At 68.2% G+C, this 20,732-nt stretch carries 27 protein-coding genes and 1 pseudogene; 13 read left to right on the top strand and 15 right to left on the bottom strand.

Going from position 1 to position 20,732, the window contains the following annotated elements:
- The first annotated feature begins 18 nt into the window (after window positions 1–18).
- A complete protein-coding gene (locus ABN273_RS32315) occupies window positions 19–993 on the top strand; it encodes a helix-turn-helix transcriptional regulator (RefSeq protein WP_349452860.1) in 975 nt (324 codons plus the stop codon).
- 605 nt (window positions 994–1,598) lie between these two features.
- On the opposite strand, the gene ABN273_RS32310 is transcribed toward ABN273_RS32315, so the two are convergent.
- On the bottom strand, window positions 1,599–1,997 hold the full coding sequence (locus tag ABN273_RS32310; protein ID WP_349452859.1) for a VOC family protein: 399 nt from the start codon (window positions 1,995–1,997) through the stop codon (window positions 1,599–1,601).
- A gap of 93 nt (window positions 1,998–2,090) precedes the next feature.
- Here ABN273_RS32310 and ABN273_RS32305 point away from each other — a divergent pair, with 93 nt between their 5' ends.
- On the top strand, window positions 2,091–3,080 hold the full coding sequence (locus ABN273_RS32305; RefSeq protein ID WP_349452858.1) for a helix-turn-helix transcriptional regulator: 990 nt from the start codon (window positions 2,091–2,093) through the stop codon (window positions 3,078–3,080).
- A 315-nt stretch (window positions 3,081–3,395) separates the two neighbouring features.
- Here the strand turns inward: ABN273_RS32305 and ABN273_RS32300 are convergent, their stop codons facing one another.
- The gene (locus tag ABN273_RS32300; protein WP_349452857.1) at window positions 3,396–4,550 is read right to left on the bottom strand and encodes a DUF5685 family protein; all 1,155 of its coding nucleotides are present in this window, start codon (window positions 4,548–4,550) and stop codon (window positions 3,396–3,398) included.
- A 357-nt stretch (window positions 4,551–4,907) separates the two neighbouring features.
- Here ABN273_RS32300 and ABN273_RS32295 point away from each other — a divergent pair, with 357 nt between their 5' ends.
- From ABN273_RS32295 to ABN273_RS32280, 4 genes are all read left to right on the top strand, one after another.
- Entirely contained in the window at window positions 4,908–5,087 is a 180-nt protein-coding gene (locus ABN273_RS32295) for a hypothetical protein (protein WP_349452856.1), read from the top strand.
- Between the two features lie 66 nt (window positions 5,088–5,153).
- Window positions 5,154–5,459, top strand: a complete 306-nt coding sequence (locus ABN273_RS32290) for a hypothetical protein (protein WP_349452855.1) — start codon at window positions 5,154–5,156, stop codon at window positions 5,457–5,459.
- A 33-nt stretch (window positions 5,460–5,492) separates the two neighbouring features.
- Window positions 5,493–6,359 (top strand): hypothetical protein, encoded by an 867-nt coding sequence (locus tag ABN273_RS32285; protein WP_349452854.1) that lies wholly within the window; start codon window positions 5,493–5,495, stop codon window positions 6,357–6,359.
- Complete coding sequence (locus ABN273_RS32280; RefSeq protein ID WP_349452853.1) at window positions 6,292–7,410, top strand: serine hydrolase domain-containing protein; 1,119 nt, start codon at window positions 6,292–6,294, stop codon at window positions 7,408–7,410. The genes ABN273_RS32285 and ABN273_RS32280 overlap by 68 nt, the downstream gene beginning before the upstream one ends.
- Before the next feature lie 135 nt (window positions 7,411–7,545).
- On the opposite strand, the gene ABN273_RS32275 is transcribed toward ABN273_RS32280, so the two are convergent.
- Complete coding sequence (locus ABN273_RS32275) at window positions 7,546–7,668, bottom strand: hypothetical protein (RefSeq protein WP_349452852.1); 123 nt, start codon at window positions 7,666–7,668, stop codon at window positions 7,546–7,548.
- A 161-nt stretch (window positions 7,669–7,829) separates the two neighbouring features.
- Here ABN273_RS32275 and ABN273_RS32270 point away from each other — a divergent pair, with 161 nt between their 5' ends.
- Window positions 7,830–8,000, top strand: a complete 171-nt coding sequence (locus ABN273_RS32270; RefSeq protein ID WP_349452851.1) for a hypothetical protein — start codon at window positions 7,830–7,832, stop codon at window positions 7,998–8,000.
- A 209-nt stretch (window positions 8,001–8,209) separates the two neighbouring features.
- Here ABN273_RS32270 and ABN273_RS32265 read toward each other — a convergent pair whose 3' ends face one another.
- The 5 genes and pseudogenes from ABN273_RS32265 to ABN273_RS32250 all read right to left on the bottom strand — a co-directional run bounded on the left by ABN273_RS32265 (window position 8,210) and on the right by ABN273_RS32250 (window position 11,179).
- Window positions 8,210–9,082, bottom strand: a complete 873-nt coding sequence (locus ABN273_RS32265; protein ID WP_349452850.1) for an alpha/beta hydrolase — start codon at window positions 9,080–9,082, stop codon at window positions 8,210–8,212.
- A gap of 253 nt (window positions 9,083–9,335) precedes the next feature.
- Window positions 9,336–9,586 (bottom strand): annotated as a pseudogene (locus tag ABN273_RS59700) (IS3-like element ISMyma3 family transposase); the annotation flags it as partial.
- A 123-nt stretch (window positions 9,587–9,709) separates the two neighbouring features.
- Window positions 9,710–10,426, bottom strand: coding sequence for an MOSC domain-containing protein (locus tag ABN273_RS32260; RefSeq protein WP_349452849.1), 717 nt, complete (start codon window positions 10,424–10,426; stop codon window positions 9,710–9,712).
- A gap of 25 nt (window positions 10,427–10,451) precedes the next feature.
- Window positions 10,452–10,640 (bottom strand): hypothetical protein, encoded by a 189-nt coding sequence (locus ABN273_RS32255; protein WP_349452848.1) that lies wholly within the window; start codon window positions 10,638–10,640, stop codon window positions 10,452–10,454.
- Between the two features lie 140 nt (window positions 10,641–10,780).
- A complete protein-coding gene (locus ABN273_RS32250) occupies window positions 10,781–11,179 on the bottom strand; it encodes a nuclear transport factor 2 family protein (protein ID WP_349452847.1) in 399 nt (132 codons plus the stop codon).
- Between the two features lie 101 nt (window positions 11,180–11,280).
- Between ABN273_RS32250 and ABN273_RS32245 the strand changes: the two genes are divergently transcribed.
- Window positions 11,281–11,649 carry a winged helix-turn-helix transcriptional regulator gene (locus ABN273_RS32245; protein WP_349452846.1) on the top strand — a complete coding sequence of 123 codons (369 nt, stop codon included), beginning with the start codon at window positions 11,281–11,283 and terminating at the stop codon, window positions 11,647–11,649.
- 101 nt (window positions 11,650–11,750) lie between these two features.
- Here the strand turns inward: ABN273_RS32245 and ABN273_RS32240 are convergent, their stop codons facing one another.
- Window positions 11,751–12,380, bottom strand: coding sequence for a TetR/AcrR family transcriptional regulator (locus ABN273_RS32240; protein ID WP_349452845.1), 630 nt, complete (start codon window positions 12,378–12,380; stop codon window positions 11,751–11,753).
- A 74-nt stretch (window positions 12,381–12,454) separates the two neighbouring features.
- Between ABN273_RS32240 and ABN273_RS32235 the strand changes: the two genes are divergently transcribed.
- Entirely contained in the window at window positions 12,455–13,336 is an 882-nt protein-coding gene (locus tag ABN273_RS32235; RefSeq protein WP_349452844.1) for an SDR family NAD(P)-dependent oxidoreductase, read from the top strand.
- A 373-nt stretch (window positions 13,337–13,709) separates the two neighbouring features.
- Window positions 13,710–14,489 carry an oxidoreductase gene (locus tag ABN273_RS32230; protein ID WP_349452843.1) on the top strand — a complete coding sequence of 260 codons (780 nt, stop codon included), beginning with the start codon at window positions 13,710–13,712 and terminating at the stop codon, window positions 14,487–14,489.
- A gap of 111 nt (window positions 14,490–14,600) precedes the next feature.
- Here ABN273_RS32230 and ABN273_RS32225 read toward each other — a convergent pair whose 3' ends face one another.
- Together ABN273_RS32225 and ABN273_RS32220 are read right to left on the bottom strand one after the other, a co-directional pair.
- Window positions 14,601–14,906 carry a hypothetical protein gene (locus ABN273_RS32225; RefSeq protein WP_349452842.1) on the bottom strand — a complete coding sequence of 102 codons (306 nt, stop codon included), beginning with the start codon at window positions 14,904–14,906 and terminating at the stop codon, window positions 14,601–14,603.
- 11 nt (window positions 14,907–14,917) lie between these two features.
- Window positions 14,918–15,565, bottom strand: coding sequence for a class I SAM-dependent methyltransferase (locus ABN273_RS32220; RefSeq protein ID WP_349452841.1), 648 nt, complete (start codon window positions 15,563–15,565; stop codon window positions 14,918–14,920).
- Between the two features lie 114 nt (window positions 15,566–15,679).
- On the opposite strand from ABN273_RS32220, the gene ABN273_RS32215 reads away from it, so the two are divergent.
- Window positions 15,680–16,237 carry a TetR/AcrR family transcriptional regulator gene (locus ABN273_RS32215; protein WP_349452840.1) on the top strand — a complete coding sequence of 186 codons (558 nt, stop codon included), beginning with the start codon at window positions 15,680–15,682 and terminating at the stop codon, window positions 16,235–16,237.
- Here ABN273_RS32215 and ABN273_RS32210 read toward each other — a convergent pair.
- The 3 genes from ABN273_RS32210 to ABN273_RS59695 form a co-directional block, all read right to left on the bottom strand.
- Window positions 16,228–17,355: an MFS transporter gene (locus ABN273_RS32210; protein ID WP_349452839.1), complete on the bottom strand. Its 1,128-nt coding sequence runs from the start codon at window positions 17,353–17,355 to the stop codon at window positions 16,228–16,230. The two genes, ABN273_RS32215 and ABN273_RS32210, sit on opposite strands and share 10 nt — an antisense overlap.
- Before the next feature lie 278 nt (window positions 17,356–17,633).
- A complete protein-coding gene (locus ABN273_RS32205; RefSeq protein WP_349452838.1) occupies window positions 17,634–18,485 on the bottom strand; it encodes a cadmium resistance transporter in 852 nt (283 codons plus the stop codon).
- Complete coding sequence (locus ABN273_RS59695) at window positions 18,482–18,907, bottom strand: MFS transporter (RefSeq protein WP_502911168.1); 426 nt, start codon at window positions 18,905–18,907, stop codon at window positions 18,482–18,484. Before ABN273_RS59695 ends, ABN273_RS32205 begins: the two co-directional genes overlap by 4 nt.
- A 32-nt stretch (window positions 18,908–18,939) precedes the next feature.
- Between ABN273_RS59695 and ABN273_RS32200 the strand changes: the two genes are divergently transcribed.
- The gene (locus tag ABN273_RS32200) at window positions 18,940–19,452 is read left to right on the top strand and encodes an isochorismatase family protein (RefSeq protein ID WP_349452837.1); all 513 of its coding nucleotides are present in this window, start codon (window positions 18,940–18,942) and stop codon (window positions 19,450–19,452) included.
- A gap of 100 nt (window positions 19,453–19,552) precedes the next feature.
- Window positions 19,553–19,840, top strand: coding sequence for an ISAzo13-like element transposase-related protein (locus ABN273_RS32195; protein ID WP_349452836.1), 288 nt, complete (start codon window positions 19,553–19,555; stop codon window positions 19,838–19,840).
- Window positions 19,841–19,874: 34 nt separating this feature from the next.
- Here ABN273_RS32195 and ABN273_RS32190 read toward each other — a convergent pair whose 3' ends face one another.
- Window positions 19,875–20,531, bottom strand: a complete 657-nt coding sequence (locus ABN273_RS32190) for an MFS transporter (protein WP_349452835.1) — start codon at window positions 20,529–20,531, stop codon at window positions 19,875–19,877.
- Between the last annotated feature and the right edge of the window lie 201 nt (window positions 20,532–20,732).

Below are 20,732 nucleotides of genomic sequence, written 5' to 3'. Positions count from 1 at the left end.
AACTGGCAGACTCGAAGAATGTTGGAAACCTCGGCGCGGCTGCTGCGCCTGCTCTCGCTGCTCCAGACGCCCCGCGAGTGGACCGGCGCCGAACTGGCCGAACGGCTGTCGGTCAGCACCCGCACCATCCGCAACGACGTGGAACGCCTGCGAAACCTCGGCTATCCGGTGCACGGCAACCGAGGCGCGGTGGGCGGCTACCGGCTCGGTGCCGGGGCCGCGCTGCCGCCGCTGCTGCTCGACGATGAAGAGGCGGTCGCGGTGGCGATCGGACTGCGCACCGCCGCCGGGGGCACAATCAGCGGAGTCGAGGAGACCTCGCTGCGCGCGCTGGCCAAACTGGAGCAGGTGCTACCGACCCGGCTCCGGCGCCGTGTCAACGCCCTCCAGCGGTACGCCGTCGCGGTACCCCGGGACGACCTGGGCCCACGGGTGGACGCGGACACGCTGAGCGCCCTCGCCGCCGCCTGCCGGGATCACGAGCGCCTGCGATTCGACTACCGAAGCCACGACGGCTCTGAGAGCCGGCGCGAGGTGGAACCATACCGGCTGGTCAACTGGGGACGACGGTGGTACCTCGTCGGGTTCGACATCGAGCGGGCCGGCTGGCGGACGTTCCGGGTGGACCGGCTCCACCCACGCACCCCGACGGGTCCCCGATTCACCCCCCGCGATCTCCCCGAGGAGGCCATCGACCAGGTACGCCGGGGCGTGTCGTCGGCTGCCTGGCGATACCGGGCCCAGGTCGTCGTGCACGTACCAGCCGAACAGCTCGCCGAACGGATCAACGCCGCCATCGGCACGATCACGCCGGTCGACGACACCCGCTGCCTGCTGGACACCGGCGCGGACAACATCGAGGCGCTCGTCGTTCACCTCGGCCTGCTCGGCGTCGATTTCACCGTGACGGAGCCCGCGGAACTCGTCGAACTCGTGCGTGCACTCGCCGACCGCTATCACCGCGCCACCGAGCCGCGGTCGCAGCACACCTGATATGGAGGGCGTCCTTGTCAGAGGGCGGGCCTGCAGACCGCCCTCTGAAGACACCGGACGACCCGAGCTGTGGCATCGCGCCGTGGACATCATTCGTCGCGCCCCCGGACTACCGCGCTTGCTTCCTGCACCGGGACTTCCACCCCGGAAACGTCCTTTTCGCCAAAACCAATAACAGCCTGCGGTCAGCGGCATCGTCGACTGGGCGGAGACCTCCTGGGGGCCAGCTGACCTGGACGTGGCTCACTGCTCCACGGCGCTGGCACTTCTCCATGGCGCCCCTGCCGGGACGCTCTTCGCCGATCGGTACGTCGCCGCAGGCGGTCGGCTGGCCACCGATCCCGTCGCGCACCTGTATTGGCGGGTATTGGACGCCCTGGCCTGAAGGTAGCCCTCCAACCGGGAGGTGAGGAGCGTCCCGGCCTCGGCAGCGATGTGCGCGATCGGACGTCCGGCGTCGATCCGCAGGCACACCCGCAGACGTCCCTCCGGGGTCAGCGGTGCGTTCCGGTGACCCCTGCTGGTGGCGCTCCTGCACTTGGCGGACGCGTTCATCGGGAGCCCTGGGATCTCAGGGCTCCCGCGTGAGCGGCTGTGCGTGGGCGTCAACGTGCGAACTTTTCGATGGCTGCCGGGGTGACGGGGGTGAAGAAGTTGACGAGGTTGCCGTCGGGGTCGCGGAACAGCAGCGACCGGTTACCCCAGGGCATCGTGGTGGGCTCGGTGACGAAGTCGGTGACGAAGCCGGTCAGGTTCTGGTGAATGCGGTCCACGTCGTCGACGAGGAACTCGGTGATCACGCTGTGGTTGTCCGCCGGGCGGGCAGAGCCCGGGGCGAACAGTGGGACGGTGCGGGTGCCGGCGATCGCGAGGGTGGCGCCCGCGGTCTTGAGTTCGGCGAAGTCCTCGGTGGCCCACGTCGCCCGCGCCCCTGTGGCTCGCTCGTAGAACTCGACGAGGCGCGCGACGTCGCTGGTGATGATGCGGATCGAGACGAAGTCCATGGGAATCTCCTTGGCTGTGCTGGAGGCGTGCACGTCGCAGGCTAGGAGAAATAGTGGACAGAATCGGTCCTGTATTCGCGTTAGGCTGCGAACATGCCTCGACCGACCGGCCGCGTGCTGACTCTCCTGGAGCTGCTGCAGTCGGGCGGCACCCGGACGGTGGCCGAACTCGCCGACCGGCTCGGCGTCGATGGGCGCACCGTGCGGCGGTATGTGGACCAGCTGATCGACCTGGACGTGCCCGTGGAATCGGTGCGCGGCCGCTACGGCGGGTACCGGCTCGCCCCCGGGTACCGCTTGCCTCCGCTCATGCTCAGCGACGACGAGGCGCTGGCCGTGCTGCTCGGCCTGGTCGCCGGCCGCCGAGCAGGGTTGACGACGACGGAGCACACGGCAAGCGAGACGGCCTCGGCGAAGATCCGGCGGGTGCTGCCCAAGCACATCGCCCGCCGGCTCGACACACTCCTGGAAGCTCTCGCCTTCACGGATCAGCCCGGCGAGTTCGACACCCCGGACGCCGAGGTCCTGCTCACCATCGCTGATGCGGTGCGCCACCGCCGACCGGTCTCGATCCGCTACACCGACCGCGACGGACGGCGCAGCGAACGCACGCTGCACGCGTACGGGATCGTCGCCCATTCCGGCCGATGGTACGTCACGGGCAAGGACGCCCAGATCGGCGAGGACCGAACCTTCCGGCTCGATCGCATCGCAGACGCGAGGACCCTGCCCGGCTCATTCGAAGCGCCCGTGGGTCCCGGTCCGGCACAGCGTGTGTTGTCAGCGTTCGCCACGGCCGAGTACCGGCATGAGGTGACCTTGCGGATCCACGGGACGGTTGAGCAGATCCGCGCCCGCCTTCCCGCCAGCGTCGCGAGCTTGGAGGAGTACGCGCCCGTGGCAGGCGAGGACCAGGCAACCGAGCGCTGGCTGCGCGTCGAGCTACGGGTGGAGCGGCTCGACTGGTTGCCTGCGGTACTCGCCTCACTCGACCGTCCGTTCGTCATCGAGCGCCCCGATGAACTGCGCAACCTCGTCATCGCGCTCGCCCAACGCCTCGCGTCCTACGCCCGCCAAGCCTGACAGCGAGGAACCAATGTCATGAGCTGGCACACCCTAGCCCACGCTGCTGTCGGGTAGGTGAGCGACTGCAGTGCCTAGGCGGTGCTGGCAGGCCATGTCGTTCCTCGTATGCCTCTCGCTTTTTGTCCGGCCGTCTACGGCGATCACCGGTGTCCTACAGCCACTTACGGCCAGTACGCGGCCAAGTTTCAGAGCATGACTCCGTCCCGATCCAGCCCGGCACGGTGATCCATCCAGGTCCCGGCGGGTTGGGAAGAGCATGGTGATCACGCCAGGCTTATCGCCCAGACTCTGCTGACGTGACTCCCACGGTGGTCAGTCGCAGCCGCAGCCGTCACAGCAACAGCCGTCCTCGCCCGGGCAGCAGGAGCAGCAGTTGCCGCAGCAGTCGTAGCCGGAGCAGTCGAAGCGCTCGCAGAAGGAGCCCTCGCGGTCCTCGTCCCAGGCGGGCCGGTACAGGCCGCACGTGCAGCAGGTCAGCGCGGCGCACGCCAGCGACAGCAGCCCGCCGGGATCCCGCTTCGGCGGCCGTCCTCCCGGCGGCGCGTCGGGATCGCCGGGCGCGGGTACGGGCGGGTGGCTGGTGCCGTAGGTTCCGGCGGTGGCGAAGGCTCGGGAGACGGCGCTGCCGGTCTCCCGCACCAGCAGGGCGCGTGTCAGGCCGGGGCGGGGCAGGTCCAGCTCGTCCACGGCGGCGCGCAGCTCGGCGTGCGCGGCGTCGCAGTGGCGGCGCGCCTCCTCCAGGCCGGTGCCGGTGGCGGCCAGCGGGTTGTACGCCCCGGACGCCCGGTCGCCGGCCAGATCCTCCACCGCGTCGATCAGGTGTGCCAGCTTCCCGAATCCGCGACCGGCCGCCTCCAGAGCCTCCCGGTTGTGCGGCTTCCCCGCGAGCACCGCGGTGTGCGCGAACGCGGCGGCGACGGCGTCCTCGGTGGGCCCCGTCAACTCTCGTAACCCGGGCGCCGCGCTGCTCCCCGGGGGCGCCTGGGCGGGGGCGCGTTCCAGGAGGTCCTGGCGGTCGGCCGCCGCCGTCAGCGGGGTGGGGTCGAACCCCAGCGTGCCGGCTGTGGCCGTGCCGGCCGAGGACCAGCGGCCCGCCAGGCGGGTGGCGCCGGTGGCCACCGGGCGGCGAGCGTACACGCCGTCCCCGTCCGCCACGTGGTCGCGCACCTTGCCGGCCGCCAGGAGCAGCGACACCGAGGCGGCCAGCCGTACCCCCTCGGACTCCACTACGTCGGCGCCCTTGAAGCCGCGTAGCGCACACGGGCCCGCCCGCCGGCGCGACGCGGACGTGGGCGACTGGGCCTCGGTGAGGACGGACGCGAGCAGGCCGTCGTAGTTGGTCACCAAGCGGGACAGGTGTCCATGCTCGTCGCGGAGCGCCAGGCAGAGCCCGCACAGGTGACTCATCCAGTCCGCATAGAGCACCTTGCACATGACGTGCCGACACGGGCGGACAATGCCGAACATACGTCCCCTTATATGCGTATTGGAGGCCAACCGTAGCACCAGGCCGCCGGAAGATACCGCCGCGGCGAACGGATCTCCAGGAAGGAGACGGTGTCCTCACCGACCGGCCTGGAGCACTGCGCTTGCCCGACCTAATAGGTCCAAAATCGTTGGACCAGGTACCCGCATGGCCATCGTTTGCCGTGATCCGATCCGGCTCGGTGCGCAGCAGTGCCGCTTGTCTGACCACCACCCGCGAGCAACTGCAGAAGCCGTTAGAAGCTCAGAACGGATGGCCAGCGGCAAGTCGTCACGTCTGGGCCCGCACCTGACCAACTTGGGGTCATCCACGGAGCAGATACACCCTGTGCCGACCTGGTGCAGGCTCGACGCGAGGGCGCCGAGCTCGGCGTGGTGTTGTCGCGCGACTGCGTCATCGCGGTGCGGCCCGACGGCACCGCGTCCTTCCTGTTCACCGACTTCGACCGCATTTTGCTGGACTCGGTCGAGTATGGATGCACGCCGAACCTCTACCTGCACCCCGTGACAACCCACTGACGATCCCCGCACCGCCAGGGCCAGCCCTGGCGGTGCGGGGCCTACATGGGCTGGTACAAATGGGGCATGAGCGGATCCGTCGGGTATCCCCCGCAGCCGAACGTGCCGTCGGCCCGGCGTGTCTACAGTCGGACGTATCGTGTGTGGGCCCGCGTGCTCCTGTGGACGCCGATCGCCCTCACGGTGGCCGGTGTCGTCCTCGGCCTGGGGCTCTTCGCGGCCGCTGACGCCGACCCGACGCACAGTTCGGCCGCGCTCGGCTATCTCGGCCTCGTTGTGTGGGGCGCCCTCGCGGTCCTGTCGCCAGTCCTGCTCGGGTCGTTCATCGCCGGGCTGGTCATGCTGAACCGCACGCGCAGCACTCGAATGTGACAGGCGGCAGCCCAGCAGGACGGAGACGAGCGCGTGGCCGGTTGGCGCGCGATGGCGGGGATGCACGACTTCGTCGTGCCCGACGAGGCGGCAGCGCAGGCGTTCGCCGAGCAGCTCGCGGAATACGGGTTCCCCTGCGTTTTCGCCCGTCCGCACCCGGACGGCGGCTGGCTGGTGATGGCGCTCGACGAGGGCCCCTATCCGGTCGACACCGTGGGTCACCGGCAGATCGAGGCGGTGAGCCGGGAAGCCGCGGCGATCGCGCGGATGCATGGCGGCCGGCCCAGTGGCGGCAGCCGGTTCGACGTCGGCAGGATGGCCGAGTATCGCAGCTGGACCGCCCCGATCGAGGTGAGGGGGACAAAGGCGCGTCCGCCGGACCCGGAGGTCACCGTCGTCCCGGCGCCACCTCTGGAACCACTGGCGCTCACACCGGACTTCGCCACCCCGGGGATCGTGGAGCTGGCCGGTCTCGACGACGTGCCGTGGGGTGACCTGGAGCACGCGCACGGTCCCGCCGCCGACGTCCCCGACCTGCTGCGCGAGCTAGCGGACGGGACGGGGGAGTGGGACGAGGTCCTCGACGAGTTGTTCGGCGACGATCTGCTGCACCAGGGCGACTGCTATGAGGCCACCGCCCCCGCGCTGCCGCGGTACCTGTGCTGCGATCGCTGCCGGGCTGGTGCGGCGGTCAGAGAAGCCGATCGGCCGATCGTCCAGCCAGGGTCAGTCGAACGGCCGATGTTGGTATGCGCCCCTGCCGCGATCGTGGAACGCGTCCGATCACGTATACCGACGAAAGAAAAAGATCATGTTCGTCACACATTTGGTCATGACCGCCGCGCTAACCGCAGCCATCAATGCCGCGCCCAGGTACGGCCAGCCGGACCTGCGGCGTGACGCTGAGAGGATCGTCGCCGGCGGAGCCACCGGGGTGCAGGTACGCGTCACAGGCGAGAGCAGGAGCATGGTCGCGACGGCCGGCGTCGCCGACCTGCGGACGAAGAGCCCGGTGCCGCCGAGCGGATATTTCCGGATCGGCTCCAGCAACAAGACTTTCGTCGCCACCGTGGTGCTGCAACTGGCCGGCGAGGGGAAGCTGTCACTCGACGACACCGTGGACAGGTGGCTCCCCGGGCTGATCAAAGGGCACGGCAACGACGGGCGGAAGATCACCGTCCGCAACCTCCTCCAGCACACCAGCGGGATCATCGACGACTACCCGTACCCGACCGCCATCGCGTCCTCCCGCGAGTACCGCCGCCACTGGCACGACACCTACACCCCGCAGCAGGTCATCTCGAGGGCGATGCGCCACAAGCCGGCCTTCGCTCCCGGAAAGGGCTGGCTTTACTCCAACACCGGGTACGCCGCACTCGGTCTGATCATCGAAAAGGCGACCGGCCGCCCCTGGCATGAGGAGGTGGAAAGACACGTCATCAAGCCGCTGGGCCTGAAGCACACGCGTTGGCCCGCAGGATCGGCCGAGCTGCCCTGGCCCCACGCGCGCGGATACAGCGTGTTCAAGACCAGCGAGGGATTTGTCGACACCACTCGGCATCGCGACGCGGACGCCTCGGGCGGGCTCATCTCCACCACAGCGGACCTCGATCGCTTCTTCGCAGCCCTGCTCAGCGGCAAACTCCTGCGGCCCGCGCAGCTCGCCGATATGCGCAAAACCGTTCCCGTCGCCACAGAACTGCAGCGGGTCTGGCCCGGCGCCCGCTACGGACTCGGCCTGATACAACGCCCGCTGCCTTGTGGTGGCACGTATTTGGGGCACGGCGGGGACATCCTCGGCTTCATGACCAGAACGGGAGTCACCGCCGACGGAAAACGCAGGATTGTGATCTCCGTTTCAACCGAGCGCTTCGATTCGACAGAACGCGCTCTCCGGCTTGAGGCCGCCGCCGACCGGCTTGTCAACCGAGCCCTGTGTAGGACGAGATAAGTCGGCGGACAACCCCGCCGACTTTCGACAGCCCGGCTTCTGCCTGCGTCCCCAAGTCGGCACAGGAACCCGCACGGACGAACTGCTTGCTTACCGCCCGGGTGTGCGGCTCGAAGGTGATCGGGTGCCGCTTGCTCAGTGGCCGGTGGTGCCATGCGGGTTGGCGGTCGTGCCCTCGGTGCTGAGCAGTACGACCACCGAGGTCGGGCCGAGTCCCAGTGCCGTACGGCGCTCTCCGGCTCCCTCTCCGGTGAGCACCGCGCGGACACCGGCGAGAGCGGCGGCCCCGCACGGGCCCGACGAGACGCCGAGTTTCGCGAGGTCACTGAGGGGTCCTCGCTGTGGGCCAGCCTGCCGTCGACCGTGGTAGGCATGACGAACGCGCAGGTTGCCGAGCCGTCGGCGTGGTAATTGACCAGGTGGGCGCGCAGAATGGTCTGGGCCACGGCGTCGGGGTGTCCATCGAGGCCGTCCGCCGCCCCGGCCACGCCTCCACCGAAACCACCCAGCTGTACGCTCTGCTGGACGACAGGGTCGCCGACGCCGAGACCCGCGCCGCCCACCGACGCCGCGACCAAGCGATCCACTGACGACAAACCGCTCAGGGCCCATCGCACCCTTTTGCACCATCAGCACAGGTGGATTTTCCGCGATTCTGAGACCCCGGCACAACGGACCATGTGGTACCGGCCGTTGTCCGTTTCCTGCTTACTTGATCTGCCCCCCTCTGAGGGTGTGGGAGAGCTGGAAGGCGAAGGGGACGGCTGGCGGCCCGACCGCCAGCCGTCCCGGCCCTCTGCTAGATCGCGGCCTCGTCCAGAATGGCGGCCACCTCATCGGCCCTGAACAGGAACCCCACGTGCGACGTGTCCAGGGTGCGCACGTCGTACGGGTTGCCGGGTGTCAGGGCGTCCGCTTCGGCGATCAGCCTGTTCTGCATGGCCACGGGGAGGGATCGGTCGCCGGTGAGGCGGATGTAGGTGCGGGCGATGGTGCCCCAGGTGTCGGCGCCGACGCGGGCGTCGGCCGTCATCACCGCGATCGATTCGTCCGGCTGCAGGATGTTGAGGAAGGCACGGAACTGTTCGTCGGTGACGTCCGCCATGGTCGCGGCCTTGAGTGCGTTGAGCAGTTCCGCGTCCGCCGTGCGGTAGTTGGCCCGGCCGACACCGAGCTGAGCGGGGTCGCCGACGTTGAACGCGTACAGCGGCCCCATCAGGTTGTCGGCGAACTCGGGTTCCTGCATGTACTCGATCGGGTTGGCGCGCTGCACGCACGACCAGGCGGAGATGTAGACGAGCCGGCTCACCAGCTCGGGGATCACGTTGCCCACGCCGGTGATGGTGAGGCCGCCGAGGCTGGCCGCCACCAGCACCACGGGCCCGTGCTCCGCCACGCGCCGGACCACGTCGACGACCGTGTCGACGTTGTGCTGCAGGGTGACGTTGGCCAGCGTCGACGGCTCGACCGCCCACGTGTCGAGGTCCTGGGGGGCCTGGTAGGCGAGCGGGTACTGGGCGTCGAGGCCGTGGCCCGGCAGATCGACGGCGTAGCTGCGGTGGCCGAGCAACGCCAGCTCGCGCTGGACGGGAGCCCACATGAAAGAACTCGTGCCGGAGCCGTGGACCAGCACGAACGTAGGCGACGACGAGCGGTTGAAGGTGGATCGCATGAAGAACAGTCCGTTTCGATTGAAGGCATGGCGAACATGCCTGCGTTGCCGGGAACGGCGTGCGGCTGCCGGGTGAGAACGCGACAGGACAAGCCGTGAAATGAAGCCGGCGGTCGGCTGCGGGCGGAACCCATGTGGTGCGCGGCTTGTGCCACAGCACCTATCTGTGGGATCGCCTCAAGCCCCACCACAAGAACCCCCGCACTGCCATGCGCTACGCCAACGAGCCTGCCCGTTGCCCCATTCCGGCTTACTTGATCTCCCTCTTCTCGGCCCGTAGTCGCTTGATCTCCTCCGCTCGGCCGTCGTGGTCCCGGGCCACTGCCCTGCGTCGATCCCCGCCCTGCGCACACAGCTGCGCACCGTCTCCGCCGTCCCGATGCCCAGCTTCGCTGCGACCGCCTTCATCGCGGCCCACTCGGTCGGGTAGTTCGGTCGGATCTCCGCGACCATACGGACCGCACGCTCACGACGCCCGGGAGGGTAAGGGGACGGACGTGCCATGACTCGATCCTCTCAAGGAATCGAGCCTTCACCAGACCAGTGAGAGCGGTTCAACTTGCACCCGCCGCGTGACCCGGGCGCTTCCTAGAACATCGATGACAAAGACCAATTCCGGACGGTGCATCAGGTCAGTTCGACGGTGTCCCCGAGTCGTACATGTCCCGGCTGTGCGACCGTGGCCAGGGCATCCAGCCTCATGTCGTGTGCCTGCGCAATGGCTCGCAGGATCAGTGGGGAGTGCGGCAGGTCCTGCTGGGCCTCGTTGGTCATCACGCATCGCTCGCTGGAGCGCTCGAAGCGTATGCACAGAGCTCCGCCGATCCGGGCGGTGCTGCCGAACCACTCGTCTTCCACGAACGGAGGTGTGCCCGGCGGTGTCCGTACCAGCAGGTTCGGCCGAAACCGGCGCTCGTCGACGGGCACGCTCGGAACCGCCGCGCGGACCCAGTCGAGGGTGGCGGTGGTCAGGACGCTGAGGGGGAGCTGGTCGAAGTGTGAGATCGCGCCCTCGCGGGCCACTTCGACGTCGTTCCGGTCCAGGTAGTGCTGCACATAGGAGGTTGGGTCCGGCACTGGCTCGCCGTCCGGGTCCAGCAGCTCGGGCACCTCCGTGGCTGCTCCCCCTGGATATCGGGACTGCAACTGCAACAGCCCTGGCATGCGCCGGAACCGGCGGGTGTTCTTGCCCGAGCCGAACTTGCCCTCGGCGTCCCGCACAGCGTAGAGCCGGTCGCCGACGAGGCCCCGGGCGTCCACGGCGACCTCGTCCAACAGCTCACCGCCGGTGGACTTGATGGGGTACCGCCAGATCCGCTCGATCGTGCCGAGCACCGTGTCCATGTCCGTTCCTCCTGCGAGTCGCTTGTCAGTTGGCTTCTGCGGCTACCCGCACCCCGAACCCGGCGGTCCGCGGCGCGGAGCGGCGGCTCTGCAAGAGGGCATGCAGCCCCAGGAAGACCAGGTATGCGGCGCCCAGGATCTTGACGACGAAGTACGCCTCCGCCGAGGCTGCGAGGATCGCCTCACCCGGTCGGCATGGCCCTCCTTGCGTCATCGCCCAGCTTTCCTGATCGGCGGGGCTCTGGGCGTGCGTCACCATCAGGCTTGGTGCTTCCGCCCTTCGCCGGCCATTCTCCCGTACTGGCTGGGTGTCGCTGGAGTGGCCGGCGACAACGGCGTCGACACGTTCTACGCTCAGCCGGCATTCCAGAAGGCGTCTTCGTCCTGCTGGATCGCAGAGAACAGCCAGACCTCTGCGATCCGGTCGCCCTCGACCCTCAGCACGTCGACGCCGTTCATCGACATCTCTGCGTCGTTGCGCTTGGCTGAGAAGTGGACGGGAAACGCGGCGAGTGAGTCGTTGATCATGGGTTCGCCGGTGATGGCGATATCGAGCGTCCCTTCGGTGGCGGCCATCTGGGCGCCGATCGCCTCGTTGACCGCGTCGCGGCCGCGGAAGGTGCCGGAGAAGCGGTGATTGCCGGGCTGGTGCCAAACGATGTCGTCAGAGAACAGGCTCGCGACTGTGGCGAAGTCTTTGGCGGCCATGGCGTCGGCGTACTGGCGGGCGACGGCGAGCGTGGTGGACCCCATGGTGGATCTTCTCCCTTGTGTTTCGGGTTCATCCTGGTAGGGCCCTATGCTCACCAATGGTAACCATTTACCTCAACGTAACTAATTGGGGACTGTGACGCATGTCACAATATCCGGACTTCAACGTGCTCACGGCCACATGTCCATCTCGCACATCGTTGGCCCGTATTGCCAACAAATGGACGGCAATGGTGGTGATCGCGCTCGCCAACGGCAGGATGCGCTTCGGCGACCTGCGCACCATGGTCGACGGGATCAGTGGGAAGGTCCTCACCGACACGCTGCGCGACCTGGAACGCGACGGGCTCGTCGCACGGCACGCGTACGCCGAGATGCCGCCCAGAGTCGAGTACGAGCTGACCACGCTGGGGCACACACTGCACATGCCCCTCCAGGCGCTGGGCCGCTGGGCCGAAGAACACATAGAAGAGGTGCTCGCGGCCCGCGAAACCTACGACGCCCGCCACTGACTCCTGCGAAGTTCGAACCTTGCACCTGCCACACCAGCGGGAAGAGGCCCGTCACCAGCGGAAACGCGGTGACGGGTCGCTCGTTTCTGGGCGGGTGGTGCTCAGGTGCCGGCCGCCAGGGCCCGCAGGAGTGGCTTGGTCAGAATGGTCATCTCGGTCGGTGTTCCCGGGCATCCGCGCTGCAGCCAGTCGGTGGCCACGCCAATGAGTGCGCCGGCGACGAACGCCGCGGCAACGTCGTGTGGGATGCCGGACGGATCCGCGGTGTCCGGCGGGGCGTCGTCCGTGGCGGGAAGCTGCCCGGAGGAGCGGGCGGCTGCGGTGGTGCGCAGGCGTACGTGCTCGATGACGCGTGCGCTTCCGGTCGGTCCGAGCAGGCTGCGGTAGAGGCCGGCGTGCTCGGCGAAGTGCGCGAAGAAGGCCGTCAGTGACGGGTCGGGGTCCTCCGGGGGATCGGAGGGGTCCGCGCGGGCGGGGTCGAGGGCGAGGATGACCCCGATCAGGTCGTCGATCATCGAGGTGCAGGCGGCTTCGGCCAGTTCGTGCACGTCCTGGTAATGGGCGTAGAACGTCGAGCGGTTCACCTCGGCCCGCTCCACAACGTCGGCGACGCTGATCTGTGAAAGGTCCCGCTCCTCGACGAGGCCGATCAGGGCGCGCTGCAGAGCCGCCAGGGTGCGCCGAACGCGTCGATCGGCCGGCAGGGCGCTGCTGCTGTTGGTCATGGCCATGTTCCAGAGCCTACCTTCTCTCGCACCATATATCCAACACATGTTGGTTTTCCGTTATTTGTTGGAAAACCGACATGTGTGAGTTAGTGTGGCGCTCGGAACGCCACCACTGCGGGCAACGGCCTCATGCATGCCGTGGACCGGACGGGAAGCGGTGCTCAGCGCACACAGGAAAGGGAAAGGGACATGAAGGGACTGCAGGGCAAGCGGATCGTCATCGCCGGGGTACCGCCGGGATCGGCGCGGCCACGGCCGAACGGCTCTCGGAGGAGGGCGCCTCGGTCGTCATCGGTGGCAGGAACCTCGACGCCGGGCAGATATTGGCCAAGCGGCTGAACGAGGCCGGCGGCAACGCGATCGCCGTGAAGTTCGACCTCGCCGACGAGAGCTCGATCCAGGCGCTCATCGACACGGCCGCCACCGAACTCGGCGGCATCGACGGGCTGTTCAACGTCGGCGCCGACCTCTCCCCCCAGCACCTGGCCCGGGACACGAACCTGCTGGACATGGATGTGGCCGTGTGGCGGCGCACCTTCGAGGTGAACCTGTTCGGCTACGCCATCGCTAGCCGTGCGGTCATCCCCCACCTGCTGGCCCAGGGCGGCGGCGCCATCGTCAACACCTCGGCGGCTGCGGCCTGGATCGGCGAGCCCCAACGGCTTGCCTACGGGTCGTCCAAGGCCGCCATCAACGCGCTGACCCGGCACATCGCCTCCGCCTGGGGCAAGCAGGGGATCCGCTGCAACACCATCGGCGCCGGAGTGACCATGACCGAAACCGCGGAAGAGCAGATCGGCGAGGAATGGAGGGCCAGGATTCTGGCCACGGTCCGCGGTCCGCGGCTGGGCAAGCCCGAAGATGTGGCCGCGGCCGCCGCCTTCCTGCTGTCCGACGACGCGGAGTGGGTCAACGGGCAGGCCTGGTCGGTCGACGGCGGCATGACCATCCGCGACTGAAACGCCCCACTGACCGGGGTTCCTCGGTGCGGTCGGCACGCCGCGCGGAGATCGTCGACGCGCTCACCAAGGTCGCCGACCAGGCCGGCACCACCCACACCATCCTCGATCGCCGACCCCCAGCAGCGCCGCCGCCGGGGCGCATAACACCCGGTCCGGCGCGCCGACCGCGACACCCATCCGTCGCCGGCCTGGCCCGGCACGATCGGAGCCGGCGTTCACGTCACCGACGTGGTCTTCGGCCGCGCCCGTACCGACGCGGGCCGACCGGTCTGGCGTCCGGTCGACGCCTGAGCCCGGCCCGGGGCACCGCCCCGACCCGCATGTCCACCATCCACGTTTTGTACCTACAGTTCCAAGAAGTTGGAGTGTCGTGAATCTCAATCTCACCGCCAAGACAGCCGTCGTCACCGGTGCCAGCCGGGGCATTGGACTGGCCACCGTCCGGACCCTGATCGGCGAAGGTGTCCGTGTCGTGGGCGCCGCCCGCACCATCACGCCCGAGCTGAAGGAGACCGGCGCGCATGCGGTGTCAGCCGACCTGAGCACAGCGGAAGGAGTCTCCGCCCTGATCGACAGCGCTCTCGCCGAGCTGGGCGGCATAGATCTGCTGGTGAACAACGTGGGAGGCGGGGACAAGGCGACCGTCGGCTTCCTCGATGTCGAGGACACCGAGTGGAGCCGCGCGTTCGACATGAACATGCTCAGCACCGTCCGTGCCGCGCGTGCAGCCTTGCCCAGCCTGATCGAGCGCCGGGGAGCGATCGTCAACATCTCGTCGATCATGGCTCTGATGCCTGGGGGCTTCCCACCCGCCATGAGTTCGGCCAAGGCGGCGATCACGGCGATCGGCAAGGCCCTGGCCGAGGAGTTCGGTCCCCGGGGCGTCCGCGTGAACACCATTTCCCCCGGTCTGGTCAACACCTCCGTCTACCGGGACCCCAACGGCGCGGTCGGCCAGTGGGCTGCCGCATCCGGCATGAGCCTTGCCGAATTCCGCCAGCAGATGGTGAAGGACCAGAACGTCACGACCGGCCGCATGACCGAGCCCGAGGAAGTGGCGGCCCTGATCGCGTTCCTCCTGTCCGACGTGGCCGGCAACATCACCGGCGCCGACTACGTCATCGACGGCGGCACCATCAAGGCGGTCTGAACCGGAAGTACACCGGAAGGAGCGGGCCCGACAAGGAGTCCGGGCCCGCTCCGGAGTCGAGCGAGATCACAGTCCGGCATGGGCTTTGCTGAGGCTCGACTGGACGTCTGATCAGCCCTTCGCCTGCTGATAGGCCAGCCAGGACCGGCCTGCGTCAGCGGCGCGGGCGCACCACCTCCTCCGGCGCGGAGGCTCGTACTCGGCGCATGAATGCTGTGAGGCCAGGACCTCCCACACCCGGGCGGCACGGGCGAAACGGCCCCTGGCGGGCACCCTCGGCGCCGGTGCGGAGGACGTCGACGCCCGCCTCGACCGGCTGGCTGCTCCCGCCAGGACCCCGCGCCCGCTGCGTGCCCTGCTGCCGGCGATCGCCCTCACCGTGGTCAGCACGCCGTTGAGCCTGTTCCTCCTGCCCATGTGATCCGGGATCATGGCCGCGTGGCGCGTACGTAGTAGAGCAGGTACGGCAGGTCGCCCTCGGACTCCACATGGAAACCGGCGTCGGGGATCAGGGGGCCGAGCAGGTCGCGCGGATCGTGTCGCATGGCGGGCCCGGACAGCGCGCCGATGATGTGCCTGGCCAGGGGGTTGGCCGGTGGGCGGAACTCGGCGATGAGCAGGCGGCCGCCGGGCCGGAGCACCCGGAACATCTCGCGCAGCGCGGCCGGCCGTGCGTCGGCAGGGATGTGGTGGACGGCCAGGCTGGAGATCACCAGATCGAACGAGCCGTCGGAGAACGGCAGGTCCTGGCCTTCGGCCTGCACGTAGGTGCAGTTTCCTGAAGCATGCCGGGTGGCGTACTCGATCATCGCGGGGGAGGGGTCGACGCCGGTGACGTGGCCGGTGGGCGTGACGACGGGGGCGAGGATGCGGCTGAGGTAGCCGGTGCCGCAGCCGACGTCCAGGATCCGGTCTCCCGCTCGCGGCTTGGCGGCCGTGGCCACGCGGGTGAAGGCGGCGCGGCGACTACCCGCGAAAGCGATCGAGGCGAAGACCTCGTAAGCGCGCGGACGGTCGATGGTGCCGCCCGCGTCGGCGTGCTCGTCGTGTTTGTGCAGCAGCTTTCCCAACCCCACGGCGTTCCCTCCACTATCGAACAACCTGTTCGGTTATGAATCATGTGTTCATAATGGAGGACCGTCAACGACCAGATCGGCCGTGGTGTGCGGTACTGAACAGTGGGTGAGGAAGTGTCCGGAGACAGGCGGGTACGGCGCACGAGGCGGATGGTCCAGGAGGCGCTCGTGGCGCTGATCCTGGAGAAGGGCTACGACGCGGTGACCGTCACCGACATCATCGACCGTGCGGACGTGGGCCGCTCCACGTTCTACTCGCACTTCGTGGACAAGCAGGACGTGCTGTTCAGCAACCTCGACGAGCTGGGCTTCCTCCATCTCGCGCCGCCTGCCCGATCCGGGGAGCTTTTCACGTTCAGCCTGCCGATGTTCGAGCACGTGCGCGAGCGGTGGCCGCTGGTCCAGGCGCTGCTGGGCCGGCGCGGTGGCGTGGGCCTGGTGCACGCGCGCGGCGAGCAGTTGCTGACCGCCGTCGTCAGGGACGAGTTGGTGGCCGCGGGCGCGCGGGTGTCCGCCTCGCTCGATCTGTTGGTCATGTGTGTGGTCGGCGCGTTCATGGGGCTGCTGCGGGCGTGGGTGGACGGCGAGACCACCGCTTCGCCTTCAGAGCTGGACGCCGCCTTCCGCGCGGCGGTCGAGCCTGGCGTGCGGGCGGTGCTGGGTCAGGAGTAGCTCAGGACGAGGGGCACCGCCAGGAAGGCGAGGGCCGCTGTCCAGAACGCGCCCGCACCCGGGGTCCCTGCGACGGAGCCGAACACGGCTACCAGGCCAGGGACCACGGGCTGGGCGACACCCCAGGACGATCCTTGGAAGGCGAACCAGCGCGGCCGTTCGGGCTCCGGAGCGGAGTCGGCCACGAAGGCCTGCCAGCGTCCGAGCAGCAACCCGTTGGCGGCCGTGAACGTGAGGTAGGCCGCCACGGTCAGCCACGCCTGATCCGTGAGCGCCATGGCCAGGGCGAGCAGCCCGAGCAGCACGGTGCCGCCGCCGAGCACTATCCCGTGACCGAGGCGCGCGAGGCGACGTCCGGCCACCCACAGCGCGAGCGGGCTGAGCACCGCCGCGCCGGCGAGCGTGAGCCCGGGTGTCCAGGCAGGAGCGCCACGTTCGAGCAGGGCCAAGGGGATGAACATCATCACGGCCAGATAGCCCATCGCGAACGCGGTGCTGGCCAGGGTCAGCCGGAGCAAGGGGAGAGAAGGGCGCCAGCGCCGTCTCGGCGTGACGGCTCGTTCCTCGCCACGGGGCAGGAAGGCCACGGCGATCCCGGCGGCCGCCAAGCAGGTGATCGCATCCGCGATCATCAGCCAGTGCACGCCCAAGGGAAGCAGAACCGCGGCGAGCAGACCCGCCACCGCCCCGGACGCCGACAGGCAGACCCCCAACAGGGCGTACACCTCTTGCCGCCGCGCTCCTGTGGCGACCCGGGCGAGAAGCTCTTGGGTGGCGGGCTCGTACAGCTCAAACGCCAGGCCCACCAGGACGACCGCGCCCAGGACGTGCGGCGGAGTCCGGGCGGACGCGAGGGCCAGCAGCGACAATCCGGTCAGCCCCAGGCCGAGGGCCAGCACGGTCCGCGGTGACAGCCGGTCCAGCAGGAACGCCCCGGCCCAGCGCGAGATGAGGGCGGCGATCCCGAAGCTCGCCAGCGCGGCGGGCGCCAGCTCCGGGCCGGTGAGCACCGCGAGGAAGGCCAGGGCGTAGGAGCCCAACTGGTTGAGCACTCGTATCCACAGCAGCGTTCGCGCCGCCGCCGGAATCGACCCCTTGTGCCCCGTCCCCGTGAACATCGATGCAGGTTAGCCGGCGCCTCCGACAAGAAAGCGCATGGGCGGCCTGGGGGCCGGTCCCGGCCGGCAGCAACACCCCACCAGCCATCCGGCCCCCAGCAACCGGCGAGGCCGCAGTCTCCGGCTAGAGATAGGTCTCCGGCATGCTATGAGCGATCATCTCGCCGGCCGCTCGGGAGCAAGCCTGCCGAAGCCTGATGGTTCCGGCACCGGGTTCCACCCGTCTCGCCCCCATTAGGCATGGAAGATGGGTCATTGATTGCGGCGAGGCCGGTTGATCAGAAGATCCTTCCGAGGACACCGGATTCGATGACGATGAGAGCGCCGATGCCCATGAAAACCCCGGGGACGATCCACTGTCCGTAGCGCTCGATGATCTCGATGACTCTTTTGTGGGAGCCGAGCCATGATCCGGTCAGACACCATACGGCGACCCCGATGGCGAAGACGCCGATGGTGACGGCGGTAGGCGCAGGACCGATGGTGCGGAAGACCGGGGTGTAGACGGAGATGTTGTCAGCGCCGTTGGCGATCGTGACTCCGGCCACCGAGATCAGGCCGGAGGCTACGGCAGGAGAGTGGTTCTCGCCGTTGTTCCTGGCTCGGAGGGCTGAGACGAGGCTGCGGACACCGAGCGCGAAGGGGATCAGGCCGAGCAGGCCGACCCACTCGTCGGGAACGATCGTCAGACCAAGGGTGGCGATCACGGACACGACGACCAGTACGGCGATCCCGGCGTACTGCCCAGCCCAGATGTGCGGCGCCTTCGGGCTTCCGGTGGCACGGGATGACAGGAATAGCACGGTGAGCACGATGATGTCGTCCACGTTGGTGCCAACGAACATGCCGGCGGCGGTGAGCGCGGTCCCTACGATGGCATCCACGGCGAGGAATCTACCGGTCTGGGCTAGGAAGTGACGCGGCCAGCGAAATGCCGTAGGTACCCGGAGGACGAGCACGAGCGACGGTGCGGCTTCTTCCACGCGGCAGCAAACGACAGCCGCCACCGTTAAGACCGGAACTCCAACGAGGATCGGCGCTCTCAACCCCCACTCAGCCGCAAGCAGGCCACCGAGGAGGGCGCCCAGCGGAGCTGCGCTCATCGCCGCGGTCATCGCCGCGCTGCTCACTCGACCGAGCATCTCGGCCGGCGTGAGCCGCTGACGAGTGGTCCGAGCCACGACGGCCCACACGCCGAACGCAGCACTTGTGATGACCAGACCCGCGGCCACCACGACGGCAGAAGCGGTAGGCCAATCATCAGTTGCCCGATCGCGGCGCAACCGAGGCACCCAGCCAGAGCTCCCGCGGGTCCGATCATTCGCGTGACCCGTGTCGCGAAGAACCCTCCGGCGAGCCCCCCGACGGCGCCGACGCCCAGCAACACGCCATAGCCCCAAGCCGGTAGGCCGAGGACCTGAGGCACGTAGAGCACGAGCACGGCGAACCAGGCACTGTCCATCGCCGCGAACACGGCACCCAAGGCCACGATCATTCGCAAGCGAGGATGTTTGATCAGCCACCGCAGACCGGCGCGAGTGTCACTCCAGATCTGAGGCGATGTTGACAGCTACCATGCCGATCATGGACAAACTGGATCCCCGTCGCACCGCGTTGCTCCTTATCGACTTGATGACTCGCATCGTCGAGCAGCCCACGGCACCACATTCCGGACCTGCTGTGGTCGCCCGCTCCGTCGCCCTGGCCGACGCAGTGCGAAAGGCGGGCGGTCTCGTCGTCTCCGTGCGGGTCGAACGGCCAGGCGTTGCGGAGCAGCCACTGGGCAGTGAGCTGGTGGAAGGGATCCTCGGCGACCTGGAGATCGTGAAGCGCACGTGGGGCGCGTTCCACAACACCGGGCTGGAGGAGGCGTTGCGTAAGCACGCCATCGACACCCTGATCATCACCGGGATCGCCACGAACTTCGGCGTCGAGCAGACCGCGCGTTTCGCCGACGAGTTCGGCTTCAAGGTGATCTTGCCCGAGGACGCGGTCACCGCATTCGACGCGCACGCCCATGAGTTCGCCTTCGACTACATCTTCCCGCGTATCGCTACTGTCTGCACGACCGACGAGGTCGTGACAGCGCTGGACTGAGATCAGTACAGACTCGAGGCTGATGCAGAGGGCACTGTGGGCCCAGATCCCATGGCTCGGATCAACCACTCTCCGAGGGGTTCTGCTCGGTGATCTCCCGGTGGAGTTGGAGGGCGTTGCGGCAGCCCTCGGCACCGAACTGGACACCGGGCAGTACGCCACCGGCGTCACCATCAGCGACGCTCAGCTGGCCGACCTACCCATCACCAGCCACTACTGGCACAGTGACTGGAACTACACGCTGTTACCAGCATGGCCGACACCCACCACCCAGACCGCCACTGAGGGCACCGCCACGGCGCCACCACGTGACCGAGACGACCACGCCTGGCTGATGCACCCCACCCCGACCGGCCTGCCGCAACGCGGCGCGTCATATCTCGGCTGAACCCGTAACATGCCGTTCGTGATCGCATTGCGATCTACGTCTCGGCCCATAATAATGATCTTGGAACGGCCGTGCTCCAGATCTGACCCTTGCTGCTGTACGAGCCGGCTTTCGGCGCGAACACGTCAGGCAGGCTGAAGATCAGAGCGGCCGCCAAAGCCAGGGCTCCGCCATTGACCGCGAACGGGAGCACCAGCGCTACGCCGAACAGATATCCACCGATCGGCGGCCCCACTAATTCGTTCCCCGCGACCTCGGCGTTGACCAATCCACCGTTGGCCCGATCGAGGTCGGCGTCTTTCACCCGAGGCGGAAGGAGCGTGGCCGTTGCGGTGTCGCGCAGCGTCTCACCTACACCACAGACGAACGCCACCAGGTAAAGCAGCGCGATCCCGGCAACATCCAGAGAAACCGAAACGACCAGGACGGCCAGCATCGACACCCGAACCACATCGACGGCCGCAGCAAGGCGACGCTGGTCAAATCGATCAACGATCGCCCCAGTGAACAGCCCGAACAACAACCACGGGCTCTGCCCAGCGACGGCGACACCAGCCACCGCAACCGGATCAGCGGTGATAGCGGCTGCCAACAACGGCAAGGCGGCCATCCGAATCCCATCGCCCAAATTGGACAGCGCCGTCGCCAGCCATAACCGGTGGTACGCCGGTCCCAATGACGCCGAAACCATCCGCTCCCTCTCCCGTAAATCTGATCATCCATGTGCAGGTAACCTGAGGCGGGCTTTGAAGATCAGATCACAATGCCGTTCGAGAGGTCTATCTTGCTCCACTCTCAGTGAACAAGCTGAAGTGGCGGCAGAAGCCTTTGGGGCCGACGCGGTGATAGGGGTTGCGATGCCGGGTTGCAATACAGAGAGGTTCCAGGAGGG

It is taken from the genome of Nonomuraea sp. B19D2 (assembly GCF_040137845.1).
GTDB lineage: Bacteria > Actinomycetota > Actinomycetes > Streptosporangiales > Streptosporangiaceae > Nonomuraea.
The sequence above is the reverse complement of the archived record's forward strand: the minus strand, read 5'-3'. Positions and strand labels throughout refer to the sequence as shown.